Raw genomic sequence first — 22,271 nt, 5'->3', positions numbered from 1 at the left:
TTAGGCACGCCGCCAGCGTTCGTCCTGAGCCAGGATCAAACTCTCCATAAAAGTGTTTGATATAGCTCACTTCCACAGGATGTGGTGGCTTCGATGTTGCAACAGGACGTTGCGTTCTTAATCGAAGTTCATTCATCACTGTGACGTTTTAAAACATTGACGAGATATCATGTATCTCATTTATTTCGCTTGGCTTTTTGTTCAGTTTTCAAAGAACTTTTTTCGTCGTGTTAACGACTGGATATTAATCTTATCACGCTAATTCCTTTTCATCAATGTACAATTATTGGTAAAAAGGTCTTTCAAAAGCGATAAGATAAACTATATCAAAATAACTTAGTTAACACAACAGTTAATTTTTAAGTCATTTAAACTTGTTGTTTTTTACTTGTACGACACTCGCAAAAAACGACAATTAATAATATACCAAATAAAATATTGCATTACAACCATTTATTATTATGAAATGATTGGTAATTTGTTTTGCTAGCTTTCTTTCTATTCTATAAGTAATTTCTTAATACCGTCGCTTCCCGCCCTCATTGATAAAACGCTAAGTACAAGATTAACGCCACCCATTCCTGTTAGTTTTTCAATTAACCTTCATTGTCCGATAAGGTATGCTGTTTATGTGCAACCATTTTTGTCTCTATAATCTAAATTTCAGAATGGCCCACTACCTTCTCTATTATCAGTTGCCTTTTCAACAAATACATTTCTAGAAATAACCTTTTGCTTCCTAGACTGTTGCCCCCCTGAAATATAGGTTCTCATCCTCCAGATTGAAATCAGCATAAATACTGCACCGAACCCTACAAGTACGAATAATTTTTTTAATATATCTGTCCACCCGAGCTCTCGGACTAAAATATCTTGATAGGCAGTCAACGCCCATGCGTGAGGTGTAATAAAAGCAATTTGTTGCATCAAGTCCGGCATGACGAATAGAGGGACCATCGTTCCGCCAAGCGCTGCCATTGTTAAAATAACCATCACAGACCACCCTGTAATTTGCGATTCCGTTTGAACGATAGAGGCAATTAACATCCCTAAAGAAGAACTAACCCACACTAATGCTAAACTAATAAGAAGTAAGGCGAATATCGAACTTCCTAGCGACATCCCAAAAACGAAATGACCGAAACCGAAAAGGATCGCGACTTGAGTAAGGCCGATCAAGTAAAACGGAACCCATTTACCTATCAGTAAATTCCAACCAGAAACAGGAGCTGATAAGATTCTTTGCAACGTTCCTGACCTTTTCTCATTTAAGAAAGACCTTCCGGCAAAAGTTACTATAAAAAATGCAAACATGACCGTATAACCGGGGACGTTTTGTTGAAATGGGTCTGGTTGGGTTGACCGTCGGTGGGCTCCTGTCAAAGAATGAACACTTATATTTGGATGATCGAATGCCTCTTGTGCTTCTATCTTTAATTCGTTCTTCATCTCATCTAGTGATAGCGAATTTCTTTCAATATCATTTGCGAATAGTTGGCTTTCAATCGGGTCAAGAGAAAATATACTCGCATTCAAACTTTGTAACAGGTGCTCATACTCTTGTTCGTATTTCGCCTCCATTTTTGCTAACTCACTATTCAGTTTTTCGCTAATCACTTCCACTTGATTGTCGACCATACGATTAATTGTGTATTGCATCGAAAAGGACTGAGTAACACCTTCAATCGCTTTTTCTAGTACAGAAGTTGAACTTCGTTGTGCTGCATCCTGATACGTCGTAATTTCAATAGCTTCCTGCTGGCTCAATGCTTGACTAAATTGACTAGGGATAATTATTGAAAGTGGATATTTTCCATCTAAAACGAGAGACTGTGCCAGTTCTTCTGATAACTTCTGTCCCTCGAACGTAGTAACTACCCTGAGTCCGTCTACTTCATTTAATGTTTCAACAAAACGAGTAGAGGCTTCACTCGAATCATCGCTCACCACAAGAACTTCAACATCTTTTCCAGCTAGATTATACATTGGCATTAATGCAAAGCTCATAATACTAATAAACATAATTGGCAGTAAAAACAAAACAACGACAGCCCCACGATCTTGTAATAGAATTTTTAAATCTTTTCTAGTAATAGCTAAAAACGACATGGCCTGCTCCTCCAATTATTCTCTTAGTGCTTTTCCAGTTAATCGTAAAAATACGGTTTCCAAATTAGGTGGCATAATAACCAAATCATCAATAACGATCTTCTTAGCTTGGAGTACATTCATTAACGTTCCGATTGCTTCTTGGATATTTGTCGTTACAACAACCATTATTTTTAATTCACTTGATTCAACCTCTTTTACAAATGACAGTTTGCTTATGCAAAGGAGTGCTAGCTCTAATTGGTCTCGAGAACGCAATTGAAATTCAACAATACCGGCAGAAACAGTATTGATCAAATTGGCTACTTTATCTAGCATTAACAATTTTCCATGATCGATAATCGCTACTCTATCACAAAGGGATGTCGCTTCGTCCATATAATGCGTTGTATATATGATCGTTTTTCCTTCTCTTTTTAGTATTTCAATAAGATCATAAATCTTAATTCGAGATTGCGGGTCTATGCCTACCGTTGGTTCGTCCATTAAAACGACTTTAGGGTCATGCAAGAGAGCTGCAGCGATATTTATTCTTCGTTTCATTCCACCTGAATACTGGGAAATAGGTTCTCTTGCACGGTCACTAAGCCCTGTTAAATCTAAAAGCGAAAGGACTCGTTTTTTTAATTCTTTACGTTTTATTCCATATAAGGATCCAAAAAAGAATAAGTTATCAAAACCACTGAGTTCACTATACAAAGCAATATCTTGCGGTACCACACCTACAAATGACTTCACCTTTTTCATATTTTCCATTAAGTCCATCTGGTTAAACCAGACAACCCCGCTCGACGGTCGGAGTTGTGCACTAAGCATTAGAAGAGTCGTCGTCTTCCCCGCCCCATTCGGTCCAAGGATCCCAAATACTTCTCCTGCTCTTATACTTAAACTAATCCCGTTTACTGCCTTTCTCTGGGCATACTCCTTTTCAACATTTTCTAATTCAATGATGTTCATAGGTGGTGCTCCTTTTTATATTTTTTAGATATTTTTTCCATATTTAAATACAGTCATACAGACATGATTGGTAAACAGCAAAATAATTAACGGCAACACCTTTCTCCTGTATAATGTACGTAAAACAACATCATGGGAGCGAGAAAAAATGACTTTTATTGATTTTCGAAGTGATACAGTGACCAAACCAACAGAAGAGATGCGACAAGCGATGTTAACAGCAGAAGTTGGTGATGACGTCTATGGTGAAGACCCTACCATTAATCGTCTAGAAGCATTGGCTGCTAATATACTAGGAAAAGAAGCTGCATTATTTGTTACTAGCGGTACACAAGGAAATCAAGTTGCCGTTTTAACGCATTGTCGTCCAGGAGATGAAGTAATTTTAGAAGCCGAATCTCACATCTTCTTATATGAAGGTGGTGCTTCTTCCGCACTTGCTGGTGTTCAAACAAGACCAATTCGAGGTGTGCGGGGTGCGCTGGACCCGCTAGAAGTAAAAAAAGCGATTAGAGGAGACGATATTCATTATCCTTACTCAGGTTTAATTTGTTTGGAAAATACACATAACAAAGCAGGAGGAAAAGTCGTACCGCTTCAAACGATGAAAGAGATTTATGAGATTGCTAGAGAAAAAGACGTACCAGTCCATCTTGATGGTGCTAGACTGTTTAATGCCGCAGTAGCATTAGGTGTACCCGCTTCGGAGTTAACACAGTATGTCGATACCGTTCAAGTATGTTTATCGAAAGGGTTATCAGCACCGGTTGGTTCCATCTTAGCAGGTAGTCAATCGTTTATAAAAGAAGCAAGAAAGTGGAGAAAACGTCTCGGAGGTGGTTTACGGCAAGCTGGTGTAATTGCGGCTCCAGGCATTATTGCATTAGAAAGAATGATTGATCGTCTAGCAGAAGACCATGCAAATGCTCGACTGTTAGCGGAAGGGTTATCTACCATTCCTCAACTTCAAGTAAGTATAGAAGAAGTAGAAACGAACATCATTCTTTGTAATATTAAAGAAACAAGCCTTTCCAACGACCAATTTCTAAGTAAACTAAAAGATGCAGGCATTCTAGCTGTTCCTTTCGATGACGGAATTATCCGTTTTGTCACTCATCGTGAAGTATCAAGTGACATGGTTCAACGTGCAGTAGAGACGATTAGTGAGATCTTATAATCCTTTATGTACTGTAAGACAAAGCTTCTAGTGACAATAACATTGACAAACTCACCTAACCACATTTTAAAATCTACGAAAAACAACCCTCATACGAATAAAGTCGGCATGAGGGCTGTGTTTTTGCTATGATTAGCTTCCATTGTACACTATTGTTAAAGTTAATCTTCGCAAGCTATTATTAAAATCCCTTGCCAATATCAACTTGATTACGAAGAGAATTGCCTGCTTCAATGTTCCGTAACGTATCAACGAAGCAATCGACACCTTCATTAGGTGTTGTCACTGCTGAAATATGTGGTGTGATCGTTACACTTGGATGGTTCCATAATGGATGTTCTCGCGGGAGTGGTTCTACAGCAAAAACATCAAGTACCGCAAATCTCACGTGCTTTCGGTCAAGCGCTTCAAGCAATGCTTCTTCATCAACTGATGCGCCCCTGCCAACATTAATAAACCCTGCGTTAGATAAGGAATTAAAAATTTGACGATCAAACAGCTTCTCTGTTTTCTCAGTTAACGGTAATGTATTAATAACATAGTTAACTTCACCTAACCGCTTTTCAAGAGAACCAACAGGCAGAACCTCTTTAAAATACGCTTTATTTTTTCCGCTTAGTGACACACCATAAACCTCTATCCCAAATGTTGATAGGACTTCAGCTGTTTTTTGGCCAATTTCTCCTGTTCCAAATATCATCACTTTTTGTTCACTAAGTAACCGAGGCGTAATCGGTTCCCACGTTTTGTTGGTTTGCAGCTGTTGAAACGAATCGTGGAACTGTACATCTTTTAAAATATAACTTAAACAATATTCAGCAATTCGTTGACCGAACGAACAAATCGTCCGCGTTAACAGAACGCCTTCAGGCCAGCTTTTCTTAAATAAAAACCGATCGACACCTGCACCTAGAGAATGAACCCACTGAACTTGACTATAGTCATAATCCTTTTTTGTATTAAAGGCGACAAATGCATCGGCCCACTCTAGATCACCTGTGGTCACTTTTTCTTCAGGTAAGAAACGAAAGTGATACGCTAAGTTTCTATTATTTATAAGCGTTTTAATCTCATTATGCATCGGACTTACAACAACAATATTATTGATGTTCATTAGCTTCACCTCAACTACAATAGTTTCTCCTATACTATTACAACATATATTGGAAAAAACGCATAGGAATAGATAGTATTTTAGTAATTGCCGTTTTTAAAAATGGAGTATCCTCTACTTCAACCTGTGAATTTTGAACATAAGAACCATTAGAATCTACTAATAAACTCTGCTCGGTAAGGACTGTTTCAACTTCGTTCTGGAGCGCTGAAGCAAACTCCACACTATCAATTACAACCATAGATTCCGTGCTAAGGAATGTACTTCGTGGATCGAAATTAAATGAACCTACAACACTGATCCGGCTGTCAAATAAAAATGACTTCATATGCAATTGTCTGGTAATGCTTTGAAATTCGTATAAATCAACAGTCGAAGTGGCCGCAATACCTTCTCTTGATTTCATATAACCTGAGTAAGCAAAAATGTTTGAAGTCGCAGCTAAGGAATTCGTTAAGATGTGGATTTCATCGGCAGTAACATCATCTATATTTAAATGTTTCATCATCTCATGGTTAGGAATAATATAAGGACTTTGTATGAATATCGATTCTTCAGCATATTCCATTAAATTTGTTAACTCATACCATACCCATGGTTCTTTATTCATCCGGCTAATCGGGTTATGAATGAATGTAATTTGATTGGTAGGAAAGGATTGTTCGAGCCAATTTATATCCTTTTGAATAAATTCTGGATAAGTGCTATAAAAAGTCTTAGGGAACTGCCGTAGTAGATTTAACTTTTCTTTAGCCGCCACTTCTTGTCTTTTTGATAATTTGTTTAATGGAACTTTAGAAAATTCATGATCCCAAACATCATCAAAGTATTCCTTCATTTGAGAAATAACACTTTCATTAAATAAGTCTTGATTCTTGTTAATGATTACGACATCGCGATCATTTGATGCTCCTTCATAACCTTCTGGTGCAAAGTATTTATCACCTATATTTCGCCCACCAATCATCGCATACTTTTTATCAATAATGATCATTTTATCATGAAGGCGATTATTCCAAGTCCAAGGTCGAAGGGGATCAATCGGTTCATAAAATTTAAGCTGAATGTTAGGATGGTCCGTAAATACGTAAAGTATATCTTTCATCGAGCCTCTTAAATTATGAAACATCCCATCTAGTAAAACACGAACTTGAACTCCCCGGTCTGCAGTACTAATAATACTTGAAAAAAATACATCACTTGCTTTGCCTTCATGCAGTACATGATAAGAAATATCAAGGGAATGATTTGCACTTTCGATAAGGTTCACACGAGCAAGACCAGCATCAAAAGGATCCTCCACTAACGCAACCCTGTCTTGTGAATGCTCATTTCCATAGAAACGATCAACGTTAAGTTCATAAATATAATCGCTTTGCTGTGGTTGGTGAAACCTAAAAGCCAATACCCCAGAAATAAACGCATATAAACCATAGATAACAACTAGTATAACCGTTACTATGATACCCGTTTTAAACGCTCTCCTCTTTATAACAATCACCTCTTTTTCATTGCCTTTCATTTAATTCAACATTTACCAAATAATATCGATTTTCTAATCACTTCATGCATGTACCTGGTATGAAACCTATCTTTTAATCGTGAAGAGCCAAGTATACGCCTTGGCTACGGTCCAAAAGCAAGGAGCAACAACCTTTGAGAAGAGAGCCTTTTATTAAGTCATCTATAAACAAACGAAGGTGTGAAATTAAATTTCACACCTTTATTGTCTACTCATTTTCCAATAGTGGTATACGAACAATAAACGTTGACCCAATCCCTACTTCACTTTCCACACGAATGGAACAACCATGTAGAGCTAAGATTTTTTTAACAATCGATAATCCAAGTCCATTTCCTTTTACGGAACTGCTTCTTGCTTTATCTACTTTGTAGAAACGTTCAAACAAGTGAGGAAGCGCCTCTTGTGGAATGCCTTTCCCTGTATCCTTAATGCTGACATTCAGTTCATTTGCTTGTTCCTTCAAGGAAATCTCAATCATCCCGTTTTCATCTGTATAACGGATTGCATTCGTAATGAGATTTAACCAAACTTGTTCAAATAAATCTTGATCCGCGAATATTTGATACGATTCCAGTTCTAAATGGATATCTAGATTTTTATTTTTCCACAACGGTTCGGTAGCAAGCACGGTTCTACGAATTTGTTCGTCAAGCTTATACTTTGCAGGATGATAGGGGTGGTGCTCTGACTCTAACGATGCAAGTCGTAATAAGTTGTCGCTCAACCTTGATAGACGTTCTGTTTCTTGGTAAATAATATCTAAATATTCTTCTTGGTGATCTTTAGGGATTACGTCGTCCTTTAATGCTTTTGTAAATCCTCGAATAGAAGTAAGAGGTGATTGAATTTCGTGAGAGACGTTACTGACGAAGTCTTCACGCATTTTATCAATTTTCCCTAACTCCGAAGCCATGTAATTAAAACTCGTGATCAATTCCCCTACTTCATCTTTATTTTTACTCTTTAATCGAACAGAAAAATTCCCTGTCGCCATTTCTCTAGCTGCATCAGTTAACTTTTTTATAGGGTTGACGAAATATCTAGAAGCAAACAATATTAATACACTTCCAATAAAAAGAACGAGAAACAGTGTAAAAAAGATCACTCGTTTAATCGCAAACAACTCTTCTTCAAAGTTAATTCGAACAAACAGAGCATATCTTTCATTAGCAACCTCGACAGGTTTACCGACAATCCTCGTCGTCGCATTCACTTCATTTTGAGGAAGAAAGTAAGGTTCCTTTTCGAATGACTGTAAGACCATTACGATTGTCTCTGGGTGGATTGTAAATGAAGGTTCAGCAAATGAATGAACAATTCCTTCTTCATTTATAAGCATAAGCTCAAAATTAAATTCGCTTAACGTCTCAATTAAATCAGGGATTTTTTCAACTTGAGTAATTTCAACAAGTTCTGCAACACCAGTCGTATGTTTCGTAACTTCCTCTTCTATAAACAGTTCACGGTGAAAAAAAAGTGAATTGATCAAATAAGAGATAAATAAACTGATGATGACAACACTAATAAACGTCATTACAATTCGTGAGTAGAGACTCATTTTTAACAATTAAATCTCCTCCAGACGATAACCTAATCCTCTAACTGTAGTTATCGTTAAATCAGGAAAAGAGCCTATTTGTTCTCTTAACCTTTTTATATGGACATCGACTGTTCTTTCATCACCATCATAGTCATAGCCCCAAATCTTCTCGATCAACTGAGTTCGAGTAAAAATTTTACCGGGCGAACGTGCCAATTCAAACAGCAACTCACATTCTTTCCTTTTTAAATAGACGGTTTCATCTGAAGCTTGTACAATAAGTCGCTCTAGATCAATTGATGTAGATCCGAACTTAATTACTCTCTCTGAATTAGAATTGTAACGTTTTAAGAGAGCATTGACTCTTAGTATAAGTTCTACTGGGTCAAATGGCTTGACCAAATAATCATCTGTTCCTGCTTTAAATCCTCTGACCTTATCTTGTGATTCCCCTTTTGCGGTTACCATCAAAATCGGTATATTTAAAAATGAACGAATATCTTCTGTTAATTCAATTCCATCCACATGAGGCATCATCACATCAACAATCGCTAACTCCACTTGATGCTCAGCTAAAATTTCTAACGCTTCTCGTCCATCAGAGGCTTCAATAACCGAAAAATTGTTATTTTCAAGGTATAATCTAATTAATTTACGAATATGCGCATCATCGTCAACTACTAGAATTGTGTTCATTGGACATTCCAACTTTCTTTTCATGCTTTACTTACTTATATCGTGACAGTAATCTTATCCAGTCAGCTTTTTGACTACTGTTTTTTAAGTTTTCCCTGAATTTCGGGCTTCAACCTGCTCTTTGATTACTGTGTTTTTCGAACCCTCTTGGATTTTGGCCTTCTTCCAGCTTTTTGATTACCGTTTTTTCGGATCCCCTTTGCTTTCAGGCTTCACCCTTTGTATATAAACAAAGGATGGACGAATCCACCCTTTGTTTGCTCTATCCTTTTTTTATTGCTAAGAATTACGAGTTATTACACATCGATTTCATTTTTTTCTTTACGGCGAGTAAATATGCCTTTCCACCAATTTGTAAAGTTATCTGTATAGATGTAGATAACTGGAACAAGGACTAACGTAATAACCGTTGAGAATGTTAAACCAAAAACAATTACGGTTGCCATTGGGGCTTGTAACTCAGCACCTTCACCAATTCCGATCGCTAATGGTACCATCGCTAATACAGTTGTCAGCATTGTCATTAAGATCGGACGTAACCTAGTTGGTCCAGCTTCCAAAATCGCTTCATCTCTTGTCATTCCGCGATCTCTCAATTTGTTAATATAATCAACTAAAACAATCGCATTATTTACAACAATACCTGCGAGCATAATGACTCCGATAAAAGCAGGGGCGCTTAATGGACGTCCTGTTATTAAAAATCCTGCCATGATACCAATAAATGTTGCTGGAAGGCTAAACATGACGATAAATGGATACAACACTTTCTCAAACTGGAACGCCATAACTGCATAAACTAAGAATATGGCTAATGTTAGGGCAAGCGCTAAATCAAAAAACGCCTCCATCATCATTTCATAGTCTCCACCAATTTGATAATCGTACCCTTCAGGGAAGATGTACTGATTTAGTTCAGCTTCAACATCGGCTATAACGCTACCTAAGTCACGTTCCATGATGTCTCCTGTTACAGCGACACCACGCGTTTGATTTTGTCGATTAATAACATTCGGTCCATCAGCTTGAACAAAATCAGCAATTGTAGAAAGCAGAACCGTATCTCCGGCTGGAGTGACTAGCGGTAAGTTTTGCAACTGCGTATAATTTTCTCGATATTCTTCAGGCAGTATTACCGTAATGTTTATTTCCTGTCCTTCAGTTCGCATAAGCGACGCAACTTGTCCGCTCACACTACTTCTTACAGTGTCCATCACTTCAGCATACGTAAATCCATATTGAATAGCGACATCACGGTCAACATGAATTTGCATCTCTGGTCTTGTTTCACCCATTGAATGCGTCACATTAGCTGTACCGGGAATTTCGTTAATTAACTCACTAATATCATCTGCAATCACCTTAAGCGTATCAAAGTCTTCACCTCTTACTTCGACTTCAATCGGGTTGCCTCCCATTCCATCACTTTCAAATGAGAAAACATTTACTTCGATATCAGGAAGTGTCTCGGAAAACTCGGCAAAGTCTTGAATAACTTGGTTTGTAGTAACATTTCTCTCACTTGCTGGCACGAGGCGAATATAGAAATTTCCACTATTGGAACCACCGCCAGCTCCCATCATTCCGCCGCCTCCTATTGAAGTGTAGACGACTTCAGTGACACCGGTGTCTAATAAGAACTCTTCTAATTCACGTACAACACCCTGTGTTTCTTGAAGTGACGTTCCAGAAGGCATTTCAAAACTTGCTGAAATCTCCCCTTGATCAAACGCTGGCATTAGCTCAAGTCCAACGAACTTAACCGTTCCAAGACTGGCTACTAATAAAAACAACGTTCCAAATGTAATGGTTTTCCGATGATTGATTGACCATTTCAAAATACGACGATATTTATTATTAATTCCTTCTAAAAATTCACCAATTTTAACACTTACTTTCCCTAAACCTCTCGTATCTTCTTCTACTTTCATTTCCGGTAATAAAAGACCAGATAACATTGGTACGATCGTTAAAGCTACAGCTAAGGAGGCGATCAATGTAAACCCTACAGTAAGCGCTAATGGTAAGAACAGTTCCGCCGCGATTCCCTGCGTAAATAAAATCGGAACAAAAACGACAAGACTTGTCATCGTTGATGCAATTACAGCAGACGAAACTTCAGAAGCCCCTTTTATCGCAGCTTCTTTCCGACTATAACCTCGCTCTCGGTACTTATAAATATTTTCTAAAATAACGATCGAACTATCTACTAGTAAACCAATCCCTAGTGCAAGACCACCGAGTGTAATAATATTTACGGTTTCCCCTGCAAAATATAGCAGCGTAAATGCAGAAATAACTGCGATTGGAATTGACAATCCAATAATTAACGTACTTCTAAAACTCCTTAAAAACAGCAATAAGACAAGCACCGCCATGGCGCCACCAAGTATCATATTCATTGTTACACTTTTGATCGAGTCTTTAATAAAAATGGAAGAGTCCATAATCATTGTTAGTGTAACACCTTGGGGTAATTCTCTTTGGAGTCTTTCCATCTCTCGATTTACAGCATCTGCTACATCTACTGTATTGGCATCTCCTTGTTTTGAAATATCAAGACTTAATGTAGGTTCACCGTTAACATAAGCAAATGAAGACATATCTTTAAACGTATCTTTTACTTCTGCAACATCTTTTAACTTAATAGTTTCACCTGTACGGAGTGGAAGATTAATATTTTCAATCTCTGAAATCGAACGGAACTCCCCAATCATTCGCAGCGGCATTTCTTGCCCGCCTCGTTTAATTTCTCCTGCCGGTGCACTTATATTCTCTCCACCGATGATTTGTGATAATTGTGAAATGGTTAAACCGTAGTTTTGCATGAGCGTTAAGTCCGGCTCAACAATAATTTCACGTTCTTGCGCCCCTGTTAAATTAACAGTAGCAACACCAATAATACGTTCCATACGCGGAATAATAGTATCTTCAGCAATGTTAGTAAGTCTTGTTAAATCCATGTCTGCTGAAATACCCATTTGTATGATCGGAAATTGATTTGGATCAAATCGCATCGCACTTGGTGTTCCAGCACCATCAGGTAAAGTCGTTCGAACCATATCGATCCGATCCCGCAAGTCTAACATGACGGCATCTAAATCTGTGTTAAAGTCATACATTAAAATGATTAATGACTGATTTTGGGTAGAAATCGACTGCATTGTCGATAGACCTTCTGTTGCACTAAGTGCTCCTTCGAGCGGCCTTGTGACTAAATTTTCAACCTCTTGTGGTGCAGCACCATTATATGAAGTGGAAACAGCAGCAATTGGTAAATCTAAATCTGGCATTAAGTCTACTTTTAAGCCAGATAACGACACCCCGCCAAGCATAATCATAACGAGAGCGACGATGATAACACCAACTGGCCGTTTCACCGATTCTTTAATTAATTTCATTTAGAACCCCCGTTTGTGATTAAGCGTCATTTTGTTCTGTTTCTTCATTATCTGCATCTTCAGTATCTTCATCATTTTCTTCTTCATCATCAATATCGTCGTCTTTTATTTCATCTTCAGATTGTTCTTCTTCATCATTTATACTTTCTTCTGATTGAGGTCCAAACAATTGACCAATATCATTACGGATGTTAATTAGCGCTCCATCATATAGTTGATGAGTTCCTCTAACAACAACGTATTCTCCTTCTGCTAGTCCGCTTTCAACACTATACATCTCAGACGTTTCATTCTTGATCGTAATAACTCGTCTTTCAACTCGCTCTCCATCAGAAGTCACATAAACAATTCTTTCCTCATTTTCAATAGTTACAGCGCTGGCAGGGACTAAGATTTCTTCAACTGCGAACGAAGGTTTAATGAGTACTTCAGCAAGCATTCCAATGCGTAAGTTTTCATCCGGTTCTGTCAATGCAATTTCTACTGGATACGCGCGTGATTGCTCTACTGGAAGAATACTAATGTGTTTAATTTGACCTTCATACGTTTGGTTCAATGAACGAATATGAATGTCAACGGATTCGCCAATTTGCAAATTGGCTAGAACTGATTCATTTACGTTAAGTTGAACGATTGGTTCGTCCATCTGTACAATTTGTAATAATGGTGATTGGGGTGACACCATTTCCCCTACGGTCACATTAAAGTTACTGATTTCTCCCGCCATCGGTGCTCGCACGACAGCATGTGTTTTTTGCTGTTCAGCCATTTGAACGCCGACCTTAGCTTGCTTTACTGAAGCTTCAGCTGCCGAAATTTGATCCGTACCTCTCGCTTGTTGCAATGCCATCTCAGCTTGCTTTACTGCATTTTCAGCCTGTTTTTTATCGTTTTCAGTTGGCATGTTACTATCTAGTAAACTATCAACAACACCTTGCAGTTCTTCAGGCACATCATCGAGCGGAACATCAGGTTTGCTGGCCGTATTAATCATGTGGAGAACATCTTTTGCTTGTTGAACCTGTAACTCAGCTTGCTTGATGCTTTGTTCTCTCATTGACTTAGCACTCTTTAAATTCGCTTCAGCAGCTTCTAGACCAGCACGAGCTTGCGAGATATTTAAATCCACGTCAGTAGCATCTATCTCAATGATGACATCATTTCGCTTAACCGTATCGCCATTTTTAACATGAACAGCTTTAACTTCGCCGGTTAACATCGGAAGGACAGGTACAACCTTACCAGCCATGACATTTCCATTAAGCTTTAGTTCACTAACTAACTCCCCTTTTTCAATTTCATTAATTTCAACTGGAAAAGAAACTTCCTCATTTTCTTCCTCTACTGAACTAGTTGTCTCAGAGTTACATCCAGCTAGTCCAAGTCCAACTAACATTGTCGTTGCTAGAAGTCCAACTCTAATACGCTTTCTAAACCTCATCCTCTTGACCTCCATCTATATAATCAAAATAAATAACTTTTATTAACTTTAGCCATTTTAACATCTCTAAATGAACTGAATATGAACTAAACGATTTGTTCAATATTTTTATAACGATATTATAACTAATTTTTAAAATAAATAGTAAAAAAAGTAAGAAAAAAGCACGGTAGCAGGTACCTTTACTACAGTAAAAGAGTAAAGGTACCTGCTACCATGTTTATAGATTAAATATTGAGGGTAACTAGTTATAAACCAGAGGCGCTTGAGCTTATCAAAAGGCTTGTCGCTTTAAAAAATGGAAAAAATATGTTAAATTCGGTTGTATAACTTTGAAACTAGAGAAAGATGTTGAATTATTATGAAAAAAAACCATGTAAACGAAATCTTTTTTTTAAGAAGTATTGCGTGTTTAACGATCGTACTTCTGCATTCAATTGCATGGGGTACGGAGCATATACGGGTTTTATCAAAACTGCCTGATTTCCTATTGATCATACTAGACTCTTTGAATGTTTTCCTATATTACGGAACACCTGTGTTCATTTTTATAACAGCCTTTATTCTCGGTTATAGTTACAAAGAGAGAATAATTGACTATAAGCCATTTCTGCTAAAAAGAATTAAATTTATTTTATTGCCCTATATATGTATGGCTGTCCTATACGCTTTGCCGTTTTTACTGATCTCATTCGAGCAATTTACTCTAAAGGTATTTTTAAACGCTTTGATTGGTGATTTCCATGCGTATTTTGTACTCATTATTTTCCAATTCTATCTCATGTTTGTCTTTTTCAAGAAGTGGTTTGACAAACATTCACCAATCCTCGTCATAACAAGTTCATTAATCATCAATATTATCTATTTATCGGTATTTAATTTTACGAACTCCATGAACGTTTGGTTTAGCGATTATATTTGGGAGCGATACTATTGGATCCCCTTCCCAGGTTGGATTTTTTATTATTCACTCGCGTACTACACTGGAAGACATTATCAAATAGTGACTACTTATATTAATCAGTACAAATATTTCGTATTCAGCGCTCCAGTTATAACGAGCCTCCTACTACTTTTTTTGTACCACAGTGAATTTATTACCATTCACAGCTCAAAACGAATTGATATTTTGTTTCATACGATCAGTATAATAGCACTGGTCCTTTATATAGCCATGAAGATGCAACGAATTCCAAGTATCTTCTTGCTCATCAGCAACTATTCTTATGGTATCTATTTGCTCCACACGCTCTATATGGCAGCACTTATTTTGGTCTTTAGTCTGACCTCAATTAATCTAGGTATCTTTACAATTTTGATCTTGTTTTTCGGTAGCATTCTAGCCTCTATTTATACGATCTATTTATTTAATCTATTTCCATTTGGTAAATATATAGTTGGAAATGTCGACATAAAAAAAACGACGATGAACACTTCTCGATCAACGCTAACCATGCGTTCCATTTCTAAGTTCTTAAATTAAATGCTGCACGCAAAAGTCGTTACGCCTTTTTACATCCACTGTTGCTTTTTGGAAGTGCATAAACAAAACAACTAATATAAAACATAATTAGGTAATAGAAAATGAACGAAACCTATTAATTAAGGATGAATTAATCATGCTCGGTAAAAAGAAATGGCCAATTATTATCCTTTCTGGGATCTTTTTTACATTCATTTACACTTTAACAAGTTCAAAAAATTCAACACCTACCATTACACATTCAACATGGCAACATTATGAAACGCCAGAACGTGCTGGCTGGTCATCAGAACGATTAGAAGAGGCAAAACGTTATTACGATTCTTTAGGTTCAACTGCTGCGATGGTCATTTACGACGGAAAAGTTCTTGTGTCTTGGGGAGATACGACGAGAAAAAGCAATATTCATTCTGTCAGAAAAAGTTTCTTAAGTGCTCTTTACGGCATTCACGTACAAGAAGGGAACATTGATATTCAATCGACTTTAAAAGAATTAGATGTTATCGACAATGTGCAACTGACCGAGCAAGAACAAGCAGCAAAAATCGTTGACTTACTTACATCGCGTTCAGGTGTTTTCCTAACGGCTGGTGAAGAATCATTATGGATGAGGTGGACTCGTCCAGATCGCGGCTTACATTTACCGGGAACGCATTTTTATTACAACAATTGGGATTTCAATGTATTAGGAACCATTTTCAAAGAAAAAACAAACACTGATTTATTTACGGAATTTCAACAGCGAATCGCTATTCCAATTGGTATGGAAGATTATACAACAGACGATACGTCTTACAAGTTAGAAGTTAACCGATCCATTCACCCTTCTTACCTGTTTCGCATGTCGGCAAGAGATATGGCAAGGTTCGGTCAATTGTTTCTTCAAAATGGGGTATGGGATGGTGAGCAAATTATACCTAAAGAATGGATTAAAGAAAGTACAACCGTTCATACGCCAGTTCTAGGTATCGAAGAATATGGATACGGGTATATGTGGTGGGTAGCAGACACTGATGAGTTCAGTGATTTAGGTCTCTACTCTGCGATCGGAAGGTACGGACAATCGATCGATATCATCCCAGAAAAAAATCTAGTCTTTGTTCACCGCGTTAATTCAGATAATGTTTTGAACCGCACCATTCATCAAGTTAGTAATAAAAAAAGATTAACTCTATTAAAAAAAATCCTCGATGCACAAGGATCAGAATAAAAAGCGAAAAAGGGACACCTTACAAGTCTAAGAGTTCCTTCATCGGCTTTATGAAGGACACTTCCCTTGTAGTTCTTCCTTGTTTTGTCCTTCATCACTTCTATGAAGAACACTTCCCTTGCTGTTCTCCCTTGTTTTGTCCTTCATCACTTCTATGAAGGACACTTCCCTTGCTGTTCTCCCTTGTTTTGTCCTTCATCACTTCTATGAAGAACACTTCCCTTGCAGTTTTTCCTTGTTTTGTCCTTCATCACTTCTATGAAGGACATTACATCTTTGTTAAAATAACCAGCCTCGTCGTGTAAGTGCATCTTTTCACAAGACGTCCCTTTTTATATCTATTTGCCATTCACCGTTCACTGCCTTTATAGATCTTTTTGATCCACATTTAACTCAATAATATGGCCATCCGGATCACTACAAAAAATTTGCGCAAACCCGCTTTTACTATAACGGTTTTCTTTGAAAGAGATGTTATGTTTCTTCAGCCATTTTAATGCTTTGTCATAATCGTTAACTCTCAAGGCAAAATGAGCGTCACGCGTACTAATTTCTCGTTCCTGTCTAATCATCTCTGACTCTGGAAACACGATGAGATGAATTTGTTGCTTACCGACTTGAAACCAAGCCCCAGCAAAATCAAAATTTGGTCGCTCCAGTTCTATTAGCCCTAATATCTCTCTATAAAACGTTTTAGATTTCTCTAAATTAGTTACCGGTAAACTAACATGATGAAGTTCCTTGTATGTAATCAAAACGAACACCTCTCTCCATACTCTAGTTGATACAATTTTAAAGCATTTGGTATTTTTTCAATAACATCCGTAGCCATTATATCCGTAAGTGTGTGCTGACCTTCAAGTAACAAATCGGCCGCTTTCCCGTGAACGAATACGGCATTACTAATCGCTGCTTGAATAGACGCTTTCTGCATGATAAAGGCGAGGACCATTCCCGTTAAAACATCTCCTGAACCTCCTTTAGCTAACCCCGCATTTCCAGTTGGATTGACAAACTGCTCACCACGAGGTGTCGTTACAATTGTAAAAGGCCCTTTCAGTACTAAATAAACGCCATGTTCTTCTGCAAACTGTTTAGATAACTCAAACCGTTTTTGTTCGACTTCAAGAATAGGCATTCCGCATAAACGAGCCATCTCACCTGTGTGTGGCGTTAACACAGTTGGGTCTTTACGCTCTTTTAAAAGGGGTAACAAATCTTTTACATGGAATAATGCATCCGCATCCAAAACAACAGGTGCTTCATGCTTTAAAACCTCTCCGACTACTTTTTGTCCACCTATTGTTCTTCCCATACCTGGACCAACGGCAACTGCATCAAATGCACCAAAATCAACAGCTAATTCACCTTGAAAATGACCCTTCTCAGTAGCACAAGGCAAATACATCGCCTCTAAACAATGAGTTGCAACAATCGGATGAATGACGTCTGGAACTGCGACAGTTAGTAAACCAGCACCACTTCGGAGCGCAGCCTTTGCAGAAAGCATAACAGCACCTGTCATTTGCCGAGACCCACCGATCAATAAACCCTTACCATTCGTACCTTTATGCACGTTTGGCAGTCTTGTTGGTAAGTGCTTCAACACATGTTGCTCCGTCCACAATTCTTTTCGTTCTGTACACTCATCGACAACAAGCGGCGGGATACCGATATCAGCCACACTAACTGCCCCATAATAGTATGCCGCCGGATAAGTAAATGCACCCACTTTTGGATTTTGAATTGTAATCGTTGCATCCGCCTTAATTGCTTCAATTACTTCTCCACCGTCAGTTGCAACTCCACTCGGAACATCAACAGAAATGACTTGGACAGATTTCAAGCCATTTACTTCTTGAACGATTAGATTGTATGGGGGACGTAAATCACCTTTTACGCCAATTCCTAACAGACAATCAATAATTACTTCGTATGTAGACATCACCTTAAAGAATTTTTCTTCATTTTTGGTGAAATACTCGACATCATAGCCCGATCGAAAGTAGACATCTAAAGCGTGTTTAGCTGCCCCCTTTATTTTTTCAGGCGGTGGAATGATCCACAAATCAACCCGATAACCGTAACTTTTTAATATTCTTGCGATAACAAATCCGTCTCCACCATTATTCCCAGCACCCGCAACAATCATGATGTTTTGACTAGGAGTTAGCTTCTTCATCATTAGATTTGCAACGGCTTGTCCAGCACTTTCCATTAAGGTATCTTCACGAATGCCAATCTTCTCAATTGTGTATGTATCCATCTTATACATTTCAGCTGCAGTAACTATTCTCATACGATCACCTTCTCTTTTCTTACCTACACCTACTATCATAAAATATTTACCACTTATGGTGGTAGTCCGTTCTTAGATTTATTTTGCTTGGTACAATTAACTTAAATGAAGAAACAAAGCATAATTCCTTTTAAAATTGCCATCATATTTAGTGAAGACATAACTAGGAGTGAATACATTGACTAATAACAAAAAAAGAATTAATCAGAAAAACGGTAGTCAAAAAGGTAATCCATATAACGATGGAATGACATCAGATAACACGTTATCAAAAGAAGAGCTAGAAAAAGCAATTTCTCCAACAGGACGTCAAAATTCAGAGCAATAATCCGAATTAAGTTGCACCCCAACATCTTTCAATAAGAGATTTCATCCCCTCCTAAAGATCACCTTAGATTCGTAAAAATGCATCTTCCGAGGGGATTTTCTGTTATCATCAACCAAAAAGATACAACGCTTGAACTATAAAGATGGCAACGAGTAACACACCGATTCCAATATGTTCTGCATCTGGAACAATGTGATCTTTAATTTTCGGTAAAAATTTATATGTCCGCGAGAAATATTTTTCGTAATCACCTTGTACCCCATTTGGATATCCCGTTAAATAAGGCATCCACCAAGCAAAGAAATGCATCATCAAAATAATACTAGTTAATACAAAACCAACCCACACACTCCAAGACGTATTAAAGTAAAAACAAAGCGCGATGATAATGAGCGGCGGATAATTCCCCAATACTTCAAGTTTCCTTAACCGCTTATCCTTTGCCTTGATGTCATTAAATGGGAAAAGATCTACAAAATTAATAATAACTTGATACAGCAAAAGCAAAAGAGGAAACACCATAGTTAACACATGTAAATTCATTTGTCTAACTCCTTATATAAAAGTGGGCATGACCCAACGAAAAAAAGTTAGCTAACTGGTAAGTAATTTTTTGAAAGGAATATGATGAGAAAAGGAGAATCAGTTGTTATCGGATAAAATAATTAACTAGAAAGGAAGGTGTTTATGCAAGTAGGCCATAAAATTAAAATTGTTCAGGTCCCTGTTCCCACTCCAACACTATACCCACACACGACTACAAATTGTTATTTAATTGGAAACGAGAATGAGAGCTTACTAGTTGATGCAGGCTATGATAGAAAAGAGACAAGAGACAAAATTGTAAAAGCGATTAATGAAAACAACCTAGCCCAACCAAGAGCAGTCGTCCTCACCCATTCCCACCGTGACCATGCACCAGGTGTACGTCAATTCTGTGACTGGGCACCTACTGTATACTGTCATGAAGATGAGAAACAAGACATCTTAAAAGCAATCTCACCAATAACTAGTATTTCTTGTTTACAAGATGGCGCCACTCTACAAATAGCTGATGTTGACTTAACGATTATTCACGGCCCTGGTCACACAGCTGGGCACTTAAACGTATTCATACCTTCAGAAGAGGTTTTGCTGGCTGGTGACAATATCATTGCTGAAGGGACGACATGGATTGGTCCTCCAGAAGGCAACATGAGCGACTATATGCAAACGTTAAATCGGTTAAAACAGCTCAAACTTGCTAAAATTGGACCTGGTCACGGGCAATGGGTACTAAACCCTTATGAGCAAATTGAATTCGTTTTAACTCGTCGACTGCAACGAGAAAACCAAATCAAAACACTATTGAAGAAATACAATCAACAAACAGCAACTCAATTAACTGAAAAAATCTATGAAAATACGATTCATCCTAGTGTTTTTTTTGTTGCAACGAAAACAATAGAAGCACACCTAATCAAACTCTTAACAGAAGATGCTGTCATACAAAGAGGTATTCATTATTCAATCAAGTAATTAGTGGCTGATGTTAACCATTATTTTTCTGTCTTTCTGGCATCATCAATGGATCACCTTTTTGATGATTTACTAGTGTACGAAGCGAAACAATAGTTGGTGAAACCATCGGCAATTCACCCTTCCCATATAAAGCTAGAGCATCTTTTGGACTGATCCAAAAAGCTTCATCAACTTCATGCAAATCCGGCTTAGGTGTTTGTCCTTTCGGAAGTTTAGCAAGGAAAAATCGCGTATCAAACCGTATCGGACTGGCTTTCGGTGTTAACCGGTAGCCAAAGTATTGCAAATGATCAAGGTTGAGATAACATTGTTCTTGACTTAGTAGATTTTGAAATGAAATTTTACCTTCTAATAGTTGTCGACGGTAGGCCATCTCTTGTTCTTCTGTAAAATAGCCAGGCTGTCCGCCCTTTCGCGTGCCAAGAAATACACCAACCTCTTCAAATAGCTCTCTGGCAGCTGCTACATAGTGGGCTACACTAAATGACTCAATAGAATCATGATTCTTAATATAGTCGCTTCCTACTATGTAGTCTTCTGTTTCAACAGTACCACCTGGAAAAACATAAAAACCACCTAAAAATTTCATCGTTTTCGGACGCTTCGTTAAATATACTCGAGATAAATGATCCATTAAAACTACAGTTGATGCGGGTTTAGGAATGACAGCCATTATAACCTCCTTTTTTTCATTAACTAATATATTGTCATTTAAACGAATACACTCTTACTATATATCTATTCAATTTTCTCGACTTGTTTCCCTTCCTTGTTATAAATCATTCAAACTAAGAAAAAGACGCCTTTATAATGAGCGTCTCACTCTCTACCTAATTAACCTCTCGATCTCACCCTTACTATAATTTCCATTAACACCTGGTTTTAAAATTAAATAATCGACGATTTCTGAAGGACTAAGCTTTACATTCCTTTGGAGACCTTCAATAATCATACTTAAGTATTGTTCAGAAGGCTTTTTAAAAGGAACATCTAAATCCCAATCAGCTGTAAATGTAAAAATGGGATATCCGTCTTCTTCTCCTAAAAATAAAATTGTTCCATACCATGAGTCACGTAATGTTTTATACTGGCTTTTCTTTACTTCAGTTAAGTTAATCTGTAAGTCAATTCCATTATTCTCTTGTTTAACGACATCAAAAAACTGCTCTTCTGTAATTAAATATTTACGACTATAGGTCTTATGTTTTTCATCTTTAGTAAGGCCAATAAATGCGACACCTTGCTTTTGCCAGCGAATGGAATTTTTTGCAAAATACAATGGATATTTCATAATATGGGACCGTTGTTTTAGAGGCAGTGATTGGTCTCTACAGCCTACTTCCTCTTTATCTGATCCTTCAGGTTTACCACCACGTATGTAACATAAAAACCGATCAGTGCTTAAGTTTGAACCATAACTTGCATACCATACGTACCTTTTATCTCGTGTCAATCCATTCACTCCTCGCA

General features: G+C 37.6%; 18 protein-coding genes. 5 read left to right on the top strand and 13 right to left on the bottom strand.

What is annotated here, in order from left to right; translation table 11 throughout:
* Positions 1-663 precede the first annotated feature (663 nt).
* Complete coding sequence (locus tag ACNSTQ_RS20190; RefSeq protein ID WP_418201558.1) at positions 664-2,109, bottom strand: ABC transporter permease; 1,446 nt, start codon at positions 2,107-2,109, stop codon at positions 664-666.
* A gap of 15 nt (positions 2,110-2,124) precedes the next feature.
* On the bottom strand, positions 2,125-3,066 hold the full coding sequence (locus tag ACNSTQ_RS20185) for an ABC transporter ATP-binding protein (protein WP_418201557.1): 942 nt from the start codon (positions 3,064-3,066) through the stop codon (positions 2,125-2,127).
* A 148-nt stretch (positions 3,067-3,214) separates the two neighbouring features.
* Here ACNSTQ_RS20185 and ltaE point away from each other — a divergent pair, with 148 nt between their 5' ends.
* Positions 3,215-4,243 carry a low-specificity L-threonine aldolase gene (gene ltaE / locus ACNSTQ_RS20180; RefSeq protein ID WP_418201556.1) on the top strand — a complete coding sequence of 343 codons (1,029 nt, stop codon included), beginning with the start codon at positions 3,215-3,217 and terminating at the stop codon, positions 4,241-4,243.
* Positions 4,244-4,424: 181 nt separating this feature from the next.
* Here the strand turns inward: ltaE and ACNSTQ_RS20175 are convergent, their stop codons facing one another.
* The 6 genes from ACNSTQ_RS20175 to ACNSTQ_RS20150 all read right to left on the bottom strand — a co-directional run bounded on the left by ACNSTQ_RS20175 (position 4,425) and on the right by ACNSTQ_RS20150 (position 13,960).
* Positions 4,425-5,357, bottom strand: a complete 933-nt coding sequence (locus ACNSTQ_RS20175; RefSeq protein WP_418201555.1) for a D-2-hydroxyacid dehydrogenase — start codon at positions 5,355-5,357, stop codon at positions 4,425-4,427.
* A gap of 37 nt (positions 5,358-5,394) precedes the next feature.
* Positions 5,395-6,879: a phospholipase D-like domain-containing protein gene (locus tag ACNSTQ_RS20170; protein ID WP_418201554.1), complete on the bottom strand. Its 1,485-nt coding sequence runs from the start codon at positions 6,877-6,879 to the stop codon at positions 5,395-5,397.
* Between the two features lie 208 nt (positions 6,880-7,087).
* Positions 7,088-8,440: a sensor histidine kinase gene (locus ACNSTQ_RS20165; RefSeq protein ID WP_418201561.1), complete on the bottom strand. Its 1,353-nt coding sequence runs from the start codon at positions 8,438-8,440 to the stop codon at positions 7,088-7,090.
* 9 nt (positions 8,441-8,449) lie between these two features.
* Complete coding sequence (locus ACNSTQ_RS20160; RefSeq protein WP_418201553.1) at positions 8,450-9,118, bottom strand: response regulator transcription factor; 669 nt, start codon at positions 9,116-9,118, stop codon at positions 8,450-8,452.
* Between the two features lie 296 nt (positions 9,119-9,414).
* Positions 9,415-12,519 (bottom strand): efflux RND transporter permease subunit, encoded by a 3,105-nt coding sequence (locus ACNSTQ_RS20155; protein ID WP_418201552.1) that lies wholly within the window; start codon positions 12,517-12,519, stop codon positions 9,415-9,417.
* 19 nt (positions 12,520-12,538) lie between these two features.
* On the bottom strand, positions 12,539-13,960 hold the full coding sequence (locus ACNSTQ_RS20150; protein WP_418201551.1) for an efflux RND transporter periplasmic adaptor subunit: 1,422 nt from the start codon (positions 13,958-13,960) through the stop codon (positions 12,539-12,541).
* Positions 13,961-14,321: 361 nt separating this feature from the next.
* Between ACNSTQ_RS20150 and ACNSTQ_RS20145 the strand changes: the two genes are divergently transcribed.
* Positions 14,322-15,443 (top strand): acyltransferase family protein, encoded by a 1,122-nt coding sequence (locus ACNSTQ_RS20145; protein ID WP_418201550.1) that lies wholly within the window; start codon positions 14,322-14,324, stop codon positions 15,441-15,443.
* Between the two features lie 136 nt (positions 15,444-15,579).
* The gene (locus ACNSTQ_RS20140; RefSeq protein WP_418201549.1) at positions 15,580-16,653 is read left to right on the top strand and encodes a serine hydrolase domain-containing protein; all 1,074 of its coding nucleotides are present in this window, start codon (positions 15,580-15,582) and stop codon (positions 16,651-16,653) included.
* A 365-nt stretch (positions 16,654-17,018) separates the two neighbouring features.
* On the opposite strand, the gene ACNSTQ_RS20135 is transcribed toward ACNSTQ_RS20140, so the two are convergent.
* Together ACNSTQ_RS20135 and ACNSTQ_RS20130 are read right to left on the bottom strand one after the other, a co-directional pair.
* Entirely contained in the window at positions 17,019-17,408 is a 390-nt protein-coding gene (locus ACNSTQ_RS20135) for a VOC family protein (RefSeq protein ID WP_418201548.1), read from the bottom strand.
* Positions 17,405-18,952 (bottom strand): NAD(P)H-hydrate dehydratase, encoded by a 1,548-nt coding sequence (locus tag ACNSTQ_RS20130; protein ID WP_418201560.1) that lies wholly within the window; start codon positions 18,950-18,952, stop codon positions 17,405-17,407. Before ACNSTQ_RS20130 ends, ACNSTQ_RS20135 begins: the two co-directional genes overlap by 4 nt.
* Positions 18,953-19,130: 178 nt before the next feature.
* Between ACNSTQ_RS20130 and ACNSTQ_RS20125 the strand changes: the two genes are divergently transcribed.
* Entirely contained in the window at positions 19,131-19,280 is a 150-nt protein-coding gene (locus ACNSTQ_RS20125; RefSeq protein ID WP_418201547.1) for a hypothetical protein, read from the top strand.
* Between the two features lie 108 nt (positions 19,281-19,388).
* Here the strand turns inward: ACNSTQ_RS20125 and ACNSTQ_RS20120 are convergent, their stop codons facing one another.
* Positions 19,389-19,823: a hypothetical protein gene (locus tag ACNSTQ_RS20120; protein ID WP_418201546.1), complete on the bottom strand. Its 435-nt coding sequence runs from the start codon at positions 19,821-19,823 to the stop codon at positions 19,389-19,391.
* Between the two features lie 144 nt (positions 19,824-19,967).
* Between ACNSTQ_RS20120 and ACNSTQ_RS20115 the strand changes: the two genes are divergently transcribed.
* Positions 19,968-20,798, top strand: a complete 831-nt coding sequence (locus tag ACNSTQ_RS20115) for an MBL fold metallo-hydrolase (protein WP_418201545.1) — start codon at positions 19,968-19,970, stop codon at positions 20,796-20,798.
* Positions 20,799-20,811: 13 nt separating this feature from the next.
* Here ACNSTQ_RS20115 and ACNSTQ_RS20110 read toward each other — a convergent pair whose 3' ends face one another.
* Both ACNSTQ_RS20110 and ACNSTQ_RS20105 read right to left on the bottom strand, forming a co-directional pair.
* Positions 20,812-21,474 (bottom strand): NUDIX hydrolase, encoded by a 663-nt coding sequence (locus tag ACNSTQ_RS20110; RefSeq protein WP_418201544.1) that lies wholly within the window; start codon positions 21,472-21,474, stop codon positions 20,812-20,814.
* A 153-nt stretch (positions 21,475-21,627) separates the two neighbouring features.
* A complete protein-coding gene (locus tag ACNSTQ_RS20105; protein WP_418201543.1) occupies positions 21,628-22,254 on the bottom strand; it encodes a hypothetical protein in 627 nt (208 codons plus the stop codon).
* Positions 22,255-22,271: the final 17 nt, after the last annotated feature.

The sequence above is a fragment of the Alkalihalobacterium sp. APHAB7 genome, from assembly GCF_048323755.1.
GTDB lineage: Bacteria > Bacillota > Bacilli > Bacillales > Bacillaceae_F > Alkalihalobacterium.
The sequence above is the reverse complement of the archived record's forward strand: the minus strand, read 5'-3'. Positions and strand labels throughout refer to the sequence as shown.

Excerpts from the sequence above, each read along its gene's own strand:
- ACNSTQ_RS20190 (WP_418201558.1), bottom strand. The coding sequence starts at position 2,109 with ATGTCGTTTTTAGCTATTACTAGAAAAGATTTAAAAATTCTATTACAA.
- ACNSTQ_RS20185 (WP_418201557.1), bottom strand. The coding sequence starts at position 3,066 with ATGAACATCATTGAATTAGAAAATGTTGAAAAGGAGTATGCCCAGAGA.
- ltaE (WP_418201556.1), top strand. The coding sequence starts at position 3,215 with ATGACTTTTATTGATTTTCGAAGTGATACAGTGACCAAACCAACAGAA.
- ACNSTQ_RS20175 (WP_418201555.1), bottom strand. The coding sequence starts at position 5,357 with ATGAACATCAATAATATTGTTGTTGTAAGTCCGATGCATAATGAGATT.
- ACNSTQ_RS20170 (WP_418201554.1), bottom strand. The coding sequence starts at position 6,879 with ATGAAAGGCAATGAAAAAGAGGTGATTGTTATAAAGAGGAGAGCGTTT.
- ACNSTQ_RS20165 (WP_418201561.1), bottom strand. The coding sequence starts at position 8,440 with ATGAGTCTCTACTCACGAATTGTAATGACGTTTATTAGTGTTGTCATC.
- ACNSTQ_RS20160 (WP_418201553.1), bottom strand. The coding sequence starts at position 9,118 with ATGAACACAATTCTAGTAGTTGACGATGATGCGCATATTCGTAAATTA.
- ACNSTQ_RS20155 (WP_418201552.1), bottom strand. The coding sequence starts at position 12,519 with ATGAAATTAATTAAAGAATCGGTGAAACGGCCAGTTGGTGTTATCATC.
- ACNSTQ_RS20150 (WP_418201551.1), bottom strand. The coding sequence starts at position 13,960 with ATGAGGTTTAGAAAGCGTATTAGAGTTGGACTTCTAGCAACGACAATG.
- ACNSTQ_RS20145 (WP_418201550.1), top strand. The coding sequence starts at position 14,322 with ATGAAAAAAAACCATGTAAACGAAATCTTTTTTTTAAGAAGTATTGCG.
- ACNSTQ_RS20140 (WP_418201549.1), top strand. The coding sequence starts at position 15,580 with ATGCTCGGTAAAAAGAAATGGCCAATTATTATCCTTTCTGGGATCTTT.
- ACNSTQ_RS20130 (WP_418201560.1), bottom strand. The coding sequence starts at position 18,952 with ATGAGAATAGTTACTGCAGCTGAAATGTATAAGATGGATACATACACA.
- ACNSTQ_RS20120 (WP_418201546.1), bottom strand. The coding sequence starts at position 19,823 with ATGAATTTACATGTGTTAACTATGGTGTTTCCTCTTTTGCTTTTGCTG.
- ACNSTQ_RS20115 (WP_418201545.1), top strand. The coding sequence starts at position 19,968 with ATGCAAGTAGGCCATAAAATTAAAATTGTTCAGGTCCCTGTTCCCACT.
- ACNSTQ_RS20110 (WP_418201544.1), bottom strand. The coding sequence starts at position 21,474 with ATGGCTGTCATTCCTAAACCCGCATCAACTGTAGTTTTAATGGATCAT.